Here is a 14920-nt window from a genome sequence, read left to right on the forward strand (position 1 = left end):
CGGTTCTGTTTGAATGTTCAATCTGATTTTGTTCACATTCAGGTTGAAGGAAATCTTAATCCGCGCGAAATAATTTAGAAAGCCCGCGAATTTAATCCAAAAGCACATGAATTAATTTAGAAAGCCCTCCAATTAAATCCAAAAGCACACGAATTAATTTGGAAAGGCCGCCAATTAAATCCAAAAGCCCGCGAATTAATGTGAAAAGAACACGCCAATGAAGAGGTAACCCCATGATTATACAGCAAGCACTCATCAGCGGCATTTCAAAAAAACTCATACACAGCGTATGAGTTTTCTCGATTTAATTCGATTTGATCATGGAATTTAATTGCGTTTCTTTGATTCTTTCATATTCGAATGCCTGAGCCAGCTCTTCTGGAAACATATCAGTCTTTCTGACGAATTTTTCCCGTGCAATATCGTACATTTCATAAGGGAAAAGCATGTCAATATACATCACTTCTTTTTGTTCGGATGTTAACGGATTGACGCTTTCATATGCGTTCATCATTAATTGGAATCTTGCTTCATCCCACTCGCCTGTTGTATCCAGCAATGGAATGATCATCTTCCGGAGGTCACGGATCGGCAGGTCGTATGAGACCGTGTCGAGGTCGATGACCCAGATCTTGCCGTCATTTCCAAGTACGGTATTCCCAGCACCGTAATCCTGGTGGCAAAGTGTAGGATTTGCTGCTTGCTCTGTGATCCAAGGGACATATTTAGAATTCATCAGACGTTCTAGAGTCTGTCTTCCTTGATCTATAAAATAATCGATCTCCTGTAGATACAATTGCGAAAAGGGATTATCGGGCGTGGTTCTTGCTATATGCTTCCATGATTCCATCTGCTGACACCTTTTGATGTAGTGATTTGGCCAGCGTCCAAGTTTTTTAAACACTGGAATGCCTTCCGGCGGATGGTATCCTTCTGACCACAAGTGGAATTCAGCCAGTCCTTTCATGACAAATTCCAGATCAGGATCAACGGCTAAATCGAAAACCCCGCCTTCAATCCAATCATAGAGAACGAATAAATATGGCCCTTGCTTAGTAAATAATTGGTTTTGCTTGTTCCGGATAATTCCTGGTACTCTTGCGCCTTTTTCTGCTAAGTAATTTTGAGCATTAATGGAGAATAATGCTTTCTTTTCAGGGCGGTGTATCCGCTTTAAACAGACGGGTCCGCTGCTCGTGTGAATTTTCCATACGAGGGCCATTTGCCCGCCTTGAATGACTTCAATCCGGTCAACAGAGATATCCCAGCTTCCAATAATATATTCAGCAAGCTTTACAAGCTTTGCTTCTTCTTCCGGTGTCATGACAAACCCAATTTCTTCTGCTTCCTCTTTCTCTTCTTTTTTTTCCTTTTGTTTCTTTTCTTTTGGAACATCATATTGATGCGTTGTTTTCTGATCCGCACGCGCAGGTGATTTTGCAAGTTCTGATTCCATCTCTTCTTCATAATCGAAGGAGTTAAAGAGTATTTTTCCGGCCAATATCGTCACCATCCCATCCTTTTACTTCATAGGTTATGAAAATAGTGCGTTTTTTGTCCTAGGCTCTTTTCGTAAACTTTATTTGTTGTTTAGATTTTTAATCAGTATGATCCGCACAGGATGATCACACGCAATATTCCGCTGAAAAGTGATGAATACGCCTTTTTTTTAAATAGTTTCTATGGGGAAAGCACACCATTCCGCTTATTTCCGTATTTTAAGATAAGGGTTTTATAGACGAATGGAGGTAACGTATGAAGATTGCATTAATAGCAACAGAAAAACTGCCTGTTCCTGCAATTAAAGGGGGAGCGATCCAAATCTATCTTGATTCTATTGCTCCTCTTCTTGCACAAAAGCATGAAGTGACGATCCTCTCGATTCAGCATCCGGATCTTCCTGAGACTGAAACGAGAAATGCTGTTCATTATATTCGGTTTGCAGAAAGCGATTATCTTTCTTTGCTTGCTGAGCATGTGAAAAATACGAAGTATGATGTGATTCACCTCTGCAACAGGCCCGCATGGATTCCGCTTCTGCATGCAGAATCACCAGGTTCAAGATGGATTTTAAGTGTTCACAATGAGATGTTCGCCAATGATAAAATGACGGATGAAGAGGGCAGGGCCTGCATTGCTGCTGTCGCCCAGATTGTAACGGTGAGCGATTATATCGGAAAGACGATTACAGACCGATTTCCCGAGGCAAAAGGCAAGGTGAGAACCGTTTATTCAGGTGTTGACCTTCAAACCTATTTTCCTGACTGGACGTCTGAAGGCAGGAGGCTAAAGGAACGGGTACGCTCTGAACTGAAGCTGAGAAATCAGAAGGTTATTTTATTTGTAGGGCGATTAAGCAAAGTAAAAGGACCTCACATCCTCTTACAGGCAATGCCCGAAATTATAAAAAGGCACCCTGATACGGTCATGATTTTTATTGGTTCGAAATGGTTTGGCGACAATGAAGTCAACAACTACGTCAGACATTTATACACTCTCGGCGCGATGTATCCTGAAAATGTTCAGTTCATTCAATTTGTCCAGCCCAAAAATATTCCTACGCTCTATGCCATGTCAGACATATTCGTCTGTTCATCGCAATGGCAAGAACCGCTTGCGCGTGTTCATTATGAAGCAATGGCTTGCGGACTGCCGATTATCACAAGCAATCGAGGCGGGAATCCAGAGGTTATTGATGAGGGCAGAAACGGAAAAGTCATCAAAAATTTTGAAGATCCAATGGCATATGCGGAAGCCATCAACTCAATGCTTGACAGCTCGGGAAAAAGAGAAGAAATGGGCAGGTACGGCAGGTCAAAAGCAGAGCGTGAATTCAGCTGGAACACGGTTTCAGGAAACTTATTGAGAGTTTATGAAAATGGGAGATAGAAAGGGTGGAACATCGTGGATACAGAACTAAGCCGGCATGAACTTCAAATGAATATATTAAGCTTGTACCCTTTTGATGTGCAGTCAATAACCCTATTAACGAATAAAAGCGGAAGAACGACTTGGCGGGTGGAAACTGAGCAAGGGATAAAAATATTAAAAAGAGTTGTGATGAAGCCTGCGAGAATGCTGCTTATCGCAGAAGGACATGAGCATTTACAGGAACATGGTCTTCAAATTGCTGCCATTCACCGCACCAAAACTGGAGCTATATGCGTAGGCGCCGAGAACTCGGCATACGTTCTTTATGACCTGCAAGAAGGAAAAGAAGTGCTTTATTATGACAAGCGTCAAATGCTGCAAATCATGGAGTTTATAGGAAAGTTTCATCAAGCATCAAGCGGATACATGCCGCATGAAACAAGTAAAAAAAGAAGCCGTCTTGGCAAATGGCACAAGTTATTCCGCTGGAAGCTGCAGGAACTGGAAGGAAATAAAATGCTTGCCATAAAATCAGACCTCGAAAATAATCTTCCGGCACCTGCTGTAATCGATCCTGAAATGGAACAAACGTGGATGGCTGATCAATTTTCAAAAATGGTGATTGAATCAATAGATGAAATGATTCTCCGCGGAAAACAGGCTTTGGCAGAACTCGATGAGGGGCATTATGAGAAGTGGTCGCTGCAATGTCTGGAATCCAGAATGTTTTGCCAGCAGGACTTTACGCTTGCCCGTTTTATTGAGCTTGATGAAGGGCTTGCCATGAAAGAGCTTCATTCCATTACAGCGGATCTGCCATCCAGGGATCTAAGAGTTATTTTAAATAAAGTCATGAAAAAAATGTCAGTGTGGGATAATGACCTTGTCATCGAACTCTTAAGAAAGTATGACCAAACGAATCCCCTCACAAAAGATCAATACCGGGTGTTATGGACAGATTTGAAATTTCCGCATTTATACTGTTCCATTGTTCACAAATATTTTTTAGGGCAAAAAACGTCATGGTCAGATGAAAAATACATTTGGGCGATTCAGAACATTATCGCAGTTGAACAATCAAAGCAAAAATTTCTATCAGATTTTGATGAATTTTATTCCAAAATAAAAGCATAAAGGAGGGAGTAAAAGATGAGTGAGGCAAAAAAAGATCACAATGAAATACCAATCGTAAAATTGGGTGATTTTTCCTTTTCTCCGCCTGGTCCAATGGGCTGGAGCTCTGCCGAGTACGAAAACATGCTTGAAGATCCTGAGATGTTTTTGTCCCAGTATAAAATAAAACATCCTGAACCTCAGAATGAGAATATTATGCTTGTAGAGCTTCCTGTAAGAAACCGGCGGAATGCTGCAATGAATCAAACGGCATTCGCTCCAGTAAAAAGGGAAACTGTTTCTGCGGAAGTTACAGCGCCGTCAGCTGTTCCAATCAAAACGGATGTCTTTGAGCCTGCTGTCATGGAAGCGGTTCAGGATGATCAATCTGCCTTTAATTACGATCAATTAATGGAGCAATTGATTGATGAAGACTCTGATTTTTACGGTATTCAAGACGACACGATTTTTATTGGAATCGGCAAGAGAAAATCAAAAATCGTTTCATCCCGCAGAACGAATCGTGTTATTTTTATCTAGTTGATAAAGATGAAAGAACCAGCCTTAGGGCTGGTTCTTTTAAGATTTTAAATAGATTTGCTCAAGCTTTTTGGCTGTATGAATAAACGAGAATTTCTCTTCAACCATATTTCTTCCGTTTTTCGCGAAATTTTCAGAGAGACTGGTGTTTTGTAAAAGGCGTGTAATAAATGAAACGAATGCCTCCTTCTGATCATATTCTTTGATAACACAGCCATTCACATCATTAAATATGACTTCAGCATTGCCGCCCCGATCTGTTGTAAGTATGGGAAGGCCGGCTGCCATTGCTTCGTAATGAATTCTTGCAAGAGGCTCGTGCCATTGTGAACTGCAAACAAGGAGGTCACCCATTAAGAGGATGTTTGGAATTTCAGGTGATGGTATATATTTTGTGAAGTGTACATTATGTTTAATGGGCTCAGCTATTTCGTACAGGTGTCTGACATAATCATTCATTCCGTTTTCACTGAACCATTTTCCGCCGACGATGACAAGAACGGCATCTGGTTCGTGTCTGATAATCTCGTACATGGATCTAATCAGGAGGTCAGGACCTTTCGTTTTGCTTAACCTGCCTATGAAAAGAATGACTTTATGATGCTGCTCCAAACCATACTTTTTCCTCAGCTCAGCTCTTATTTCCTGTCCCTTTACAGACCAGGGCGGGTGAAATTTTGTGATATCCACTCCAGAATATACGACATGAGTTTTTGGTTCAGCTTGAGGATACCGGACGGTAACAGTGCGTTTAATGTATTCACTTACAGTTGTGATGCTGTCGCAGTGATCAATGACTTCACAGGCTTCCTCACGGCTAAGCTTTCTCGTCGTAAACATATCATTATGAAGACTTAAAATGATTTTGCTGTCAGGTGAAGCTTTTTTATATCTGCAAACTTCACTTGGGCGATTAAAAATGTGGATGTGAGTGAATGATTTTTCTTTTAAATTCAATGCGACATTCTCTGAAAAACCAGCTCTCGGAAACCGGATATAGGTTATTCCGTTCTCCCTGTTTTTCTCCGGCAAAAGTGGATCGGTAATCGAATAAACGGTTACCCTGTAATTTTCGCTGAAATAAGGGGAGATTCCGTCAAGCATTAGCTGAATGGCGCCTCCTTTAACTGCAGGTGCAGGCAGTTTTTCTGTGCAGATAAAAGCGAGATTCATATTGATTCTCCTTTTAGGATGACTTTCATATATTCAAATTCTTTGATCAGTCCTTCGCGCAAGGAAATATCAGGTGAATAGCCTAATTCCCTGGATGCATGGGAGATATCTGCATGGGTGTGTTTCGGTTCGCCGATTGCTGCATCCAAATAGCGGATAACAGCTTTTTTGCCGGTGATTTTTTCCATTTCATTAATGATTTCATAAATGGCAGCTCTTTCTTTTCCCCCGATGTTAAAAATCTTTCCGGTCGTATTCTCTGCATTCATCACAGCCGCTGTTCCTTTTACACAATCATCAATATAAGTAAAGTCACGGGATTGAGTGCCGTCTCCGAATAATGTGAGCGGCTGATCGGTTAGAATTTGTTTGAAAAAACGATGAAAAGCCATATCTGGACGCTGTCTTGGCCCATATACGGTAAAATAACGCAAAATCGTAACAGGAACATCAAAGTTCTGATGATAAACCGAGCATAAGTGTTCGCCTGCAAGCTTTGTTACTCCGTAAGGCGAGAGCGGCTCAGGCATGGCATCCTCAGGCACCATTCCATGTTTGTATCCATAAATAGACGAGGTGGAAGCATAGATGAACTTTTTCAGATTAACAGACTTAGCAGCCTCTAATAAACGCTGTGCGGCGAGAATGTTATTTTCGGTATATGGAAAAAAATCCTTGCCCCAGCTTGCTCTAACACCTGGAATGCCTGCCAGATGATAGACAACATCTGCATTTTGCAAAATCTCCTCACAATCAATATTCATGATTGAGTCTTTTATAAACTGAAAGCGCGGGTGCTCAAGCAAACTGTATATATTTAAATCTTTTAAAGAAGAGGGGGTCGGACCGATAAAGCAATCGATCCCGATTACTGTGTTTTCTTCCTGCTCCAAAAGCTTTTCGCATAAGTGTGAGCCAATAAATCCGGCACAGCCTGTTACAATAATTCTCATATGCGGCCAACTCCAATAAAAATTAAATCAGCTGCTCTGATGATGTCAGGATCCAGACAATTTCTCGCGTCAATTACTGATCTGCCTTTCATGATACTTCGTGCCTGTTTCCAGTCGAGGTCAATGAATTGTTGCCAATCTGTTGCCACAACAGTTAGATCTGCGTCTTGCATGGCATCTTCAGGAGTCTCAGACTGCACAATCATTCTTAGGTCTGCCGGCAGAGATGCTTTGGGATCGTATGCAGTAACTGTACACCCGTACTCATGAAGTTTTTTGATAAGTGCAACAGCAGGAGATTCGCGGATGTCATCTGTATTCGGTTTAAAGGCAATACCAAGTACGGCAATTTTCATGGAGGACAGCTCCTGAAACATGGCTTTTATTTTTTCAAAATAGATGTTCATTTGAGAAGAATTTACAGATTGAACAGCATCCAGTATGAGAGGCTGAAGTCCGTGATCTTTAGCAGTAAAATTTAATGATTTTATGTCTTTTGGAAAACAGGAACCGCCGTACCCAATGCCTGCCTGCAAAAATGAGGGGCCAATCCGCGCATCCAGGCCGATCCCTTTAGCAACATGCGTCACATCTGCTCCAAATTGTTCACAAAACCGGGCAATTTCATTTATAAAACTGATTTTAGCAGCCAAAAAAGCATTAGAAGCATATTTGATTAATTCTGCTCCAGCATAATTTGTGACAATAACGGGAGCTTCTATCCCGCGGTATAGTTCTTTCAGCTGACCAAGCAAATCCTCGTTTTCATTTGCCAAGCCATAAACAATCCGATCAGGAAACTTCATATCATGAAGGGCCGATCCTTCTCTTAAAAATTCAGGATTTGATACAAGATCAAAAAGTTCCGGCTGATACCCCTTATCTTTCAGGAACTGCAGGACCGCAGCATTAGTCCCCGGAGGAACCGTACTTTTTATCATGATTATTTTATAGGAATCAAGATGTTCCATGACATCAATCATCGCTTTATAGAGAAAGCTCAAGTTTGAGCTGCCATCCGGAAGGGACGGTGTGCCGACTGCCATCATAATGATTTCTGCCTGGTTTATGCAAGATTTAAGATCGTCAGTAAAGCGGAGCCTGCTTTTATTTTTCTGGATGCAATCTTCTAAACCAGGTTCAAAAATTGGCATAAAGCCGTTCTGCAGCGATTCAATTTTTTTTGTGTCTTGATCGATGCATGCAACGTGATGACCAATATCTGAGAGAACGGCTGCAGTTGTTAAGCCAACATAGCCAGCGCCAATCACGCAAACATTCATAGTGGAAACCCCTTTCTAAACACCATCTCCCATAGCCTATTATGAAACAAGCCTGAAAGGTTACAGCATCTGAGAAAAAACTCATAAAAGAAGGTTTTAAAAAGGACAAATTGCCTTCGGGGCAGCTTGTGAATAGGCTAGAACATAAAAAATGAAGAGCGAGTGGACGGTAAGAACCCTTATCTTTACCATGAGCAGAGGAGTGAATCTTCTCAGATGGAAACAATTGCCCATTATTTAATGGAAGACGTGAAAATCAATCAGCGCTTTATATATAATCAAATGGTTTATCAGGGGCTTTACCGGTCGATTGTCATCGGTCCTTTTCCGAGAAAACAGGACACTGATTTTCCAATTGAATCTTTTTATAATATAAATGAGATTTCAGACCTGGATGCGTTTTTTAAAGAACAGAAGGTAGTCGCCATCCATGCGCATCACGGAAAACATGCCGTTGATGTTTTTCCGCTTGCCATGCAGCACAATCTGCCTTTTATAGTGAGCATTCGCGGTTCTGATGGTTCAGCACAAAGCGAAGTGCTTTATAATAAAAATTTTTCCCGGTACCGTTCGATTGTGAATTATGACAGCTTATTCGTTCCGGTCTGTGAGTATCTCGGAAATGAGCTGCTGAAGCTTGGGGTTCCAAGTGACAAGATCAATGTCCTGTACGGGGGAATTGACCTTGATCTGTTTCCTTTAAAAGAACGCCCCAAACCGTGTGATGGGGAATTCGTCCTTATTTCAGTCGGCAGGCTTGTTCAAAAAAAAGGACATGAAACCCTTATTCAGGCATTTAAAACAGTTCAAAAAAATTATCCTCAAATCAAGCTGAAAATTATCGGAGGCGGCAAAGAGAGGCCTGTTCTTCAAAAGCTGATTGAAGAACTTGAGTTAACACAATCCGTTTCATTATTAGGGAAAATGAGTTTGTTTGAAATAGCTGCGGAACTTCAAAAAGCACATCTCTTTTGCTTGCCAAGTGAAACGGCACAAAATGGAGATGTTGAGGGAATTCCCAATGCTTTAAAAGAAGCGATGGCCATCGGGCTTCCGGTCATATCAACGAGACATGCAGGTATACCTGAGCTGATTACTCATCTGCGCACAGGCTATTTAATTGAAGAAAGGAATATTCAGCAGCTTATTGACGGAATCGAATCATTTCTCCGTTCACCTGAAGCTTGGAGCGAGTACTCAAAGGCTGCAAGATATGTTATAGAGGAAAGGTTCGAATTAAAAAAACAGCTGAGAAGGCAGCATGAGCTGTATGAAAGATTTGTAAAAAAACAAATAGAATTAGAGTGCAGAAACGCAGAGTGATGGCTGCGTTTTTTATATTTCTTCTGCAGGTAAGGGAAGACATGGAATCATTAAAGTTTGCAGCCGCAACAAAAAAACACCTCAAAAGGTGCAGAAGTACTCGCTGTTTGCTTCAATAACCAATTTTGGCAGTTCATTCAGCTGTCCTCTAGTTAAAAACGCATGCACTTTTTCTTTTTCAATCTCCGTTACATCCCATTCAGGAGGTATTTCTTTGAGTACATTCCAAATTTGATCTTGCTTAATGGTCATGATTTTTTCACTGAAAGCAAACAGCAGAGAGGGATCTCGAACAAGTGAACTTGCCCATTTATATACAGGCATTTTAACCCGGTACAAGGGATCCTGAATGAGTGTTTCTTCGTTCCATTCATACATTCCCGGAAAGCATCTGCCGTGGTCAATCATCCAGAAATGATAACCCCCGCACTCATTCCTTTCGAACAGGAGGTTTGTTCTGCTTCGGTCATTGTTATTTATCCACTGATCGAACACTAGCATGCCTGTGAGGTTATTAAAGTTTACTAGATTATCTTTATGCGGAAGTTCACTAAGTTCAGAGTAAGAGAAAGCATTTTCAAGAAACGGGATTGCAAGGTGTTTTCCTGTTTTATAGGATGAGTGACGGTAAGCAGGTATATCTCCAAGGGAATCTATTGGCATGTCAACAATTTTCATGTTTAATACAGGCAGATCAAGAAGCTGTGCAAGCTTAACAGCAAGCCATTCATTGACAACTTCGCGTTTGCGGTATTTTCGAACATGATGAAATTTTACAACATATTTTTGATTATCACTGAATAAAAACAGATGAGCATAGTGGCCTTCTAATGTCCTTACATATTGAACTGGGACAATTTCTTTTTTTGACAAGCATCCATTCCCCCTGTCATTTTAGAAAAACTTTTAACGTCCGCACTTTATTCATCCTCCCCTTCAATGTTCTTTTCAGATACAGGCAGATCCAGTCCTGTAATTTCATTGAAAGAAAAAGACTTTTGTGATCCGCCGTGCTCGTAAAAACGGTCAATCATAAAGTGGGCGCATTCACCTTCAATATCTATAGAAATTAAAGAGGCTTCATAATAAATTTTCTCACCGGCATGTACATTGACTTCAGTGCCTTCTGTTAATTGGATCAGTATCTCTTGGACAGGCTGCGTGGATCCGCCTTCACCAGAAAATTGTAATTTACTCATAAGATCCTCCTTCAATTTGATTTACTAACCAGTATATGTTGCATCTCCCCAGAAAGTATGGATATTTGACCAGTAAACATTAACTTCGGTCATAAACGAAGAATGCTTTCATAAAATGTATCATTATCTAAGCGAAGAAGGAGACCTGTATGATTGGATGGATCGATTTTATCCTGCTGTTTTTAGCGAGCTTCCGGCTTACCAGATTGCTTGTTTATGATAGAATAACCGCATTTATCAGAAGGCCCTTCCACAGGGAAGCAGAAGAAGTATTGCCGGATGGAAGTAAACTTTCCTACATTGAAATAAAGGGCACGGGGCTGCAGAAATGGATTGGTGAATTGCTCAGCTGTTACTGGTGCACGGGAATTTGGACATCGGCCTTTTTGTATTTTATCTATATATATATGACAGATCAGGCAGCTCCTCTCATACTTATATTGGCCATTGCAGGATGTGCGGCAATCGTTGAGTCTATCATAGAAAAATTAACATTTTAAAAGAGTCTATTGCTAGACTCTTTTTTTTGAAACTTTTTATCCATTTCTATTTTGTTTGTTATTGGATAGAAAGATGATTGAGTGAGGAAACACCCATAGGGAGTTCCTTCGTATAAACAAATCCTTTTACCGATATTGGCTGTTTGCCGGGTATAGGGAAGGAAATTTCGAAACCTGAAAAAATAAGATCATCATTTGGATTGATTTGAGTTTCGGTTATTGGCTGAAGCCAGTATTGATTTTCGCTGCGAATTCGCTCTCGCCAATTTTCATGAACATGCTTCCAATGATTGCTTGGAGCATCCTCATAGATTTTGGTGTCATCCATTTTACGTTGCATAATGATTTTTCCGCTTAATGATCCGAATTGAAGCGGGGAAATTTGAATACAGATAATCGGCTGCTGAAGTGGCTGATTCCCTGTATTTTTTATAATGAAATCTCCAAATACAGAGAGATTGTCATCTTCTGATTGAGGAAGGAAAATAGACGCCTGGAAATAGGAGCTGACTTGAAAAACAGGTTCAATAACAGCTGGCTTTGTTTGTTCTTCCTGCATCAGCATTTTTTTTCGGATATCCGCTGTGCGTTTTTTTTCTTCTTCAAGGGCCACTTCAAGTTTAAGTACTTTTTTTTCAAGCTGAAAGACTTCTTTTTCGTATTGTTCAGTATGAGTATGAAGAGCTTCATTTAATTTTTCCTGCAAATACTGGTTGCGGATGATTTCTTTTTTTACCTGATTCTCTGCATCATTTACAAGCTTCTGCATGCGGCTTAGTTCAGAACGGTAATGCAGAATCTGCTGCTGAAGCTGAATGAGGCGTTCTGCAGAATGAGGACCTTCTTGCTTTTTCATCTTTTGCCGCTCCTTTCTGAACTCCCTAAAGCATATGTATGAGAAACAACTGAAAATCATTTCAACTGGTTTATATAAAAAAGCAAAAAAATAAGAGGCTGCATGTTACAGCAGCCATCTTAAAGGTATTAGTGTACTGGGAAGATATCCGGGCATTGCGGCGGGAATTTGTTATTGTCGCATGCGTTGATTGCTTCTGTCAGCTCATCACGCGGTCTGCAGATTTTAGCTTCCACTTCAAGTTTCACATTAGCTTCCATTTGAACATCTAAGCAGAATGTAATGGATACATCTAATTGTGAGAACACGTCTGTGCAGACTAAAGTTGCGTCGCATTCAAAGAAGTTAATATGACAATCAAGCTCTGTACCTTCTGGTGCACAAAGAATAAAAGTTTGTGCCGTAGCGAATGGAATCGGCTTTGATTCACATAGAACGTTGTCGTTTGCATCTAAAACTTCAACTGTCACGAAGCCTTTTACAAGAACTTTCACTTTTTGCAATGTCACTTCATCGCCGTGCGGAAGATTTACTTTTACATCTGTTCTTTTATCAGAAGGCGAAATTTCCTGGCAAAGGAATGATCTGCTGCCTGAATTAGGATCAATTTTACGGCCATCCTTATCACTCAGGAAACAATTTACTGTTAAATCGCCTGATCTCACCTTGTGTTTTAAGAATTTACAAAGATCATCATGTTTATCATGTTTTTCTCCGCAGTCAAATAATTTATCTAGTTCTTTGTCATTAACGCTGATTAATGGCAGATCTACCGGACGAGTAACCCAGTCGTACACTTTACGCGTCTTAATACAAACTTTTTCTTTACGAGAATGATGACTCACTGTTGTTTTCCTCCTATCTTAATTTCTCCCGTCCATTTTAATGAACAGATACATTAGGTGTCGGGACTAATGTATAGTATGTTTTTTCCCAATTTGTGTGCCGTGATAAGAGCGGAATTTTAGGTGAATGTCAGTTTCCTGCATAAATGCAAGGAAGTCTGAATTTCTTATTAGTAAGGGAATAATTTAAGTATATGGAGGGAGAGGAAAAGAGTGACAAATCAGCAAACGGAAAGTGTAAAGACACTTAAAGCGAGAATGGCCTATTTGCAGCGGGAGCTTTCGCATACAAAAGCACAGCTGCTCGATTATGAAGAGAATGGCACATATAATGAAATTAGAAGGGAAAATAACATTCTCAAAGAAAAGCTTAAGCGTTTAGAAGGGGAAAATCTTGTTCTATTTGAATTGCTCACGAAAAGCAGCAATGAAATAGATAAAGCTGAGCACGAAACAGCAGAGAAGTTTGACTCATGGTTTATGAGCAACTTGAAAAGTCAAGCAGCAAAAGATAATGGGGGGCAGAAGGAGTAACTTCTCTTTTCTGTTTTTCGTATTATATGTAGATTTATTTATCGCAGCAATTAATCGTCAGAGCGGATCCTTATGTGTCTGCCTGCGCTAAACGGGCGATTCCGCATTTCGCGGTGTCCAGCTGCACCTCCTAGCCCCTCGGCCAGAACAAATTCCCCTAAAAAGTCAAAACCGGACTTTTCAGGTGAATTCTTATCTGTCTGTCGGGTCTAAACAGTCGGTTCCGCATTTCGCGGTGTCCAGCTGCGGCGCCTAACTCCTCGGCCAGAACGGATCCGTCAGTAAAGGCAAAAAGCGCCTTTACTGCCGGATCCTTATCTGTCTGCCTGCGCTAACCAGGCGCCTCCGCTTTTGTAATTAGTTCTTTCGCTGAAGTCAAAGTTTTGGTAATGAACATACTGTATGAGTAGTAACAGAAAGGGAGGATTAGGATGCAATATAAAAAATCAACAAAATCCGCCAGTTCAAATTCAGTCGTGGTGTTTGGGTCTTCCCAATATAAGCAGTCATCCGGCAATACACTGAAGGCAGGCTGCGGATGCGGCAAGAAAAAGAAGATTGTTAAAGGATAGGGTTATACATTAAATATATGAAAAAATCCTCTGTTTCCACAGGGGGTTTTTTTCTTCCTCATGAAATTGGCAAACTGCGATGTGGTTGAATAAGGTATTTAGAGAGGTGAGTGGCTTGGGAAAGTTAAGCGGGGAATTCGAAAAGTTTCTTGATGGGCTTTATGGCCGCCATGATGAGATCCAGGAAAAGCATTCGAAATGGATGAACGAAAAAGAGAAGGACTTAGATTCACTGGACTCCTCAGCCGGCAAATTTGAAGGGCGTATGGAGCAGATGGCAAATGAAGTGGAAAGATGGATGAAAGCACAGGAAAAGCATCTAAAATCTTAAATTTCCGCACTAACCTACTCAATCTGTCCAAACAAACAGGTACAACTGACATAAGATGTATAGACGAAAGGCAGAAGGAGGTGGCTAAGATATGGGTTACGGATATTGTGGATACGGCGGCGGTTACCAAGGCGGCTACTACGGTTCAACATTCGTATTAATCGTAGTATTGTTCATCTTATTGATCATCGTGGGTGCTTCTTTCTATAACTAAGCATAACGAAATCGAATGGATAGGAAGTACGGGCATTAGTGTCCGTACTTTCCTTTTTTAAGCCCTTTTTATAAACGTTGTTCCTTTTAGACCAAATGTTTATATATCAATAGTGGATTGTAGCGGAAAGGAACGGACAGCATTTCTAATCAAAACCATTAATCTATGAGAAAACAGTCTTGAAAAAAATACGGTTCCAGCCAGAGAAAAAATCATAAAGCAGTCTGAAAACTTCATTCGCACGCAGTATTTTTAAAATAAGATAGGCACAACAGATCAAGAGCTTCATAGAATATATCATCGTAAAGGAGGCAACAAACATGGATAATCACTTCTTTAAAAATCTTGAAAAGAAAACAGGCGTAAATATGAAGGAAGTATTAGATCTAGCAAACTCCCTTCAAAATGCCAATTTCAAAGATGAACAAACCGTCCGCGGAGTCATTCGCCGCGTCTCCCAAATTGCCAATAAGCCCGTTAATAAAGAAATGGAAGACAAAATCGTAAACAGCATTGTGAATGGAAAAGAGAAGATGGACTTTGGAACCATTTCTAAAATGATTAATAAGAAATAAGAAAATGGCCTCTCCAGATTTGGAGAGGCCATTTATGA

17 protein-coding genes and 1 pseudogene are annotated in these 14920 nt (G+C 40.6%); 10 read left to right on the forward strand and 8 right to left on the reverse strand.

The genetic code is table 11. The features are described from left to right. Positions 1 to 304: 304 nt before the first annotated feature. A complete protein-coding gene (locus tag ABEQ24_RS00085; RefSeq protein ID WP_430005269.1) occupies positions 305 to 1324 on the reverse strand; it encodes a CotS family spore coat protein in 1020 nt (339 codons plus the stop codon). Positions 1325 to 1755: 431 nt separating this feature from the next. On the opposite strand from ABEQ24_RS00085, the gene ABEQ24_RS00090 reads away from it, so the two are divergent. From ABEQ24_RS00090 to ABEQ24_RS00100, 3 genes are read left to right on the forward strand one after another with little or no spacing between them, the layout of a single operon-like run. Next, complete coding sequence (locus ABEQ24_RS00090; RefSeq protein WP_430004857.1) at positions 1756 to 2889, forward strand: glycosyltransferase family 4 protein; 1134 nt, start codon at positions 1756 to 1758, stop codon at positions 2887 to 2889. Between the two features lie 48 nt (positions 2890 to 2937). Beyond that, positions 2938 to 4005: a CotS family spore coat protein gene (locus ABEQ24_RS00095; RefSeq protein WP_430005270.1), complete on the forward strand. Its 1068-nt coding sequence runs from the start codon at positions 2938 to 2940 to the stop codon at positions 4003 to 4005. Positions 4006 to 4020: 15 nt separating this feature from the next. Further along, positions 4021 to 4524 (forward strand): hypothetical protein, encoded by a 504-nt coding sequence (locus tag ABEQ24_RS00100; RefSeq protein ID WP_430004858.1) that lies wholly within the window; start codon positions 4021 to 4023, stop codon positions 4522 to 4524. Positions 4525 to 4563: 39 nt separating this feature from the next. Here the strand turns inward: ABEQ24_RS00100 and ABEQ24_RS00105 are convergent, their stop codons facing one another. From ABEQ24_RS00105 to ABEQ24_RS00115, 3 genes and pseudogenes are all read right to left on the reverse strand, one after another. Beyond that, the gene (locus tag ABEQ24_RS00105; protein WP_430004859.1) at positions 4564 to 5697 is read right to left on the reverse strand and encodes a glycosyltransferase family 4 protein; all 1134 of its coding nucleotides are present in this window, start codon (positions 5695 to 5697) and stop codon (positions 4564 to 4566) included. After that, a complete protein-coding gene (locus ABEQ24_RS00110; RefSeq protein ID WP_430004860.1) occupies positions 5694 to 6650 on the reverse strand; it encodes an NAD-dependent epimerase/dehydratase family protein in 957 nt (318 codons plus the stop codon). The genes ABEQ24_RS00105 and ABEQ24_RS00110 overlap by 4 nt, the downstream gene beginning before the upstream one ends. Further along, a pseudogene (locus tag ABEQ24_RS00115) lies at positions 6647 to 7936 on the reverse strand (UDP-glucose dehydrogenase family protein); the annotation flags it as partial. The gene ABEQ24_RS00110 and the pseudogene ABEQ24_RS00115, both read right to left, overlap by 4 nt. 213 nt (positions 7937 to 8149) lie before the next feature. Here ABEQ24_RS00115 and ABEQ24_RS00120 point away from each other — a divergent pair. After that, positions 8150 to 9256, forward strand: coding sequence for a glycosyltransferase (locus tag ABEQ24_RS00120; protein WP_430004861.1), 1107 nt, complete (start codon positions 8150 to 8152; stop codon positions 9254 to 9256). Positions 9257 to 9337: 81 nt separating this feature from the next. Here ABEQ24_RS00120 and ABEQ24_RS00125 read toward each other — a convergent pair whose 3' ends face one another. Together ABEQ24_RS00125 and ABEQ24_RS00130 are read right to left on the reverse strand one after the other, a co-directional pair. After that, on the reverse strand, positions 9338 to 10129 hold the full coding sequence (locus ABEQ24_RS00125; RefSeq protein WP_430004862.1) for a HipA family kinase: 792 nt from the start codon (positions 10127 to 10129) through the stop codon (positions 9338 to 9340). 47 nt (positions 10130 to 10176) lie between these two features. After that, complete coding sequence (locus ABEQ24_RS00130; RefSeq protein ID WP_191556263.1) at positions 10177 to 10455, reverse strand: hypothetical protein; 279 nt, start codon at positions 10453 to 10455, stop codon at positions 10177 to 10179. 149 nt (positions 10456 to 10604) lie between these two features. On the opposite strand from ABEQ24_RS00130, the gene ABEQ24_RS00135 reads away from it, so the two are divergent. Further along, complete coding sequence (locus ABEQ24_RS00135; protein WP_430004863.1) at positions 10605 to 10955, forward strand: DUF1360 domain-containing protein; 351 nt, start codon at positions 10605 to 10607, stop codon at positions 10953 to 10955. Between the two features lie 58 nt (positions 10956 to 11013). Here ABEQ24_RS00135 and ABEQ24_RS00140 read toward each other — a convergent pair whose 3' ends face one another. After that, positions 11014 to 11811, reverse strand: coding sequence for a hypothetical protein (locus ABEQ24_RS00140; protein ID WP_430004864.1), 798 nt, complete (start codon positions 11809 to 11811; stop codon positions 11014 to 11016). 128 nt (positions 11812 to 11939) lie between these two features. Beyond that, entirely contained in the window at positions 11940 to 12656 is a 717-nt protein-coding gene (locus tag ABEQ24_RS00145) for a hypothetical protein (protein WP_430004865.1), read from the reverse strand. A gap of 213 nt (positions 12657 to 12869) precedes the next feature. Here ABEQ24_RS00145 and ABEQ24_RS00150 point away from each other — a divergent pair, with 213 nt between their 5' ends. From ABEQ24_RS00150 to ABEQ24_RS00170, 5 genes are all read left to right on the forward strand, one after another. Continuing rightward, positions 12870 to 13190 carry a hypothetical protein gene (locus tag ABEQ24_RS00150; protein WP_430004866.1) on the forward strand — a complete coding sequence of 107 codons (321 nt, stop codon included), beginning with the start codon at positions 12870 to 12872 and terminating at the stop codon, positions 13188 to 13190. Between the two features lie 431 nt (positions 13191 to 13621). Beyond that, entirely contained in the window at positions 13622 to 13762 is a 141-nt protein-coding gene (locus ABEQ24_RS00155; protein ID WP_430004867.1) for a hypothetical protein, read from the forward strand. Between the two features lie 115 nt (positions 13763 to 13877). Then, positions 13878 to 14093, forward strand: a complete 216-nt coding sequence (locus ABEQ24_RS00160; protein ID WP_430004868.1) for a hypothetical protein — start codon at positions 13878 to 13880, stop codon at positions 14091 to 14093. A 91-nt stretch (positions 14094 to 14184) separates the two neighbouring features. Next, positions 14185 to 14307: a YjcZ family sporulation protein gene (locus ABEQ24_RS00165; protein ID WP_430004869.1), complete on the forward strand. Its 123-nt coding sequence runs from the start codon at positions 14185 to 14187 to the stop codon at positions 14305 to 14307. A gap of 320 nt (positions 14308 to 14627) precedes the next feature. Next, complete coding sequence (locus ABEQ24_RS00170; protein ID WP_430004870.1) at positions 14628 to 14882, forward strand: stage VI sporulation protein F; 255 nt, start codon at positions 14628 to 14630, stop codon at positions 14880 to 14882. The last annotated feature ends 38 nt before the right edge of the window (positions 14883 to 14920 follow it).

Origin of the sequence: Metabacillus idriensis (genome assembly GCF_050483325.1) — a bacterium.
Lineage (GTDB): Bacteria > Bacillota > Bacilli > Bacillales > Bacillaceae > Bacillus_P > Bacillus_P idriensis_A.

What these genes read in the sequence shown, in the direction of transcription:
- ABEQ24_RS00085 (WP_430005269.1), bottom strand. Translation starts at nt 1,324, where the DNA reads ATGACACCGGAAGAAGAAGCAAAGCTTGTAAAGCTTGCTGAATATATT.
- ABEQ24_RS00090 (WP_430004857.1), top strand. Translation starts at nt 1,756, where the DNA reads ATGAAGATTGCATTAATAGCAACAGAAAAACTGCCTGTTCCTGCAATT.
- ABEQ24_RS00095 (WP_430005270.1), top strand. Translation starts at nt 2,938, where the DNA reads ATGAATATATTAAGCTTGTACCCTTTTGATGTGCAGTCAATAACCCTA.
- ABEQ24_RS00100 (WP_430004858.1), top strand. Translation starts at nt 4,021, where the DNA reads ATGAGTGAGGCAAAAAAAGATCACAATGAAATACCAATCGTAAAATTG.
- ABEQ24_RS00105 (WP_430004859.1), bottom strand. Translation starts at nt 5,697, where the DNA reads ATGAATCTCGCTTTTATCTGCACAGAAAAACTGCCTGCACCTGCAGTT.
- ABEQ24_RS00110 (WP_430004860.1), bottom strand. Translation starts at nt 6,650, where the DNA reads ATGAGAATTATTGTAACAGGCTGTGCCGGATTTATTGGCTCACACTTA.
- ABEQ24_RS00120 (WP_430004861.1), top strand. Translation starts at nt 8,150, where the DNA reads ATGGAAACAATTGCCCATTATTTAATGGAAGACGTGAAAATCAATCAG.
- ABEQ24_RS00130 (WP_191556263.1), bottom strand. Translation starts at nt 10,455, where the DNA reads ATGAGTAAATTACAATTTTCTGGTGAAGGCGGATCCACGCAGCCTGTC.
- ABEQ24_RS00135 (WP_430004863.1), top strand. Translation starts at nt 10,605, where the DNA reads ATGATTGGATGGATCGATTTTATCCTGCTGTTTTTAGCGAGCTTCCGG.
- ABEQ24_RS00140 (WP_430004864.1), bottom strand. Translation starts at nt 11,811, where the DNA reads ATGAAAAAGCAAGAAGGTCCTCATTCTGCAGAACGCCTCATTCAGCTT.
- ABEQ24_RS00155 (WP_430004867.1), top strand. Translation starts at nt 13,622, where the DNA reads ATGCAATATAAAAAATCAACAAAATCCGCCAGTTCAAATTCAGTCGTG.
- ABEQ24_RS00165 (WP_430004869.1), top strand. Translation starts at nt 14,185, where the DNA reads ATGGGTTACGGATATTGTGGATACGGCGGCGGTTACCAAGGCGGCTAC.
- ABEQ24_RS00170 (WP_430004870.1), top strand. Translation starts at nt 14,628, where the DNA reads ATGGATAATCACTTCTTTAAAAATCTTGAAAAGAAAACAGGCGTAAAT.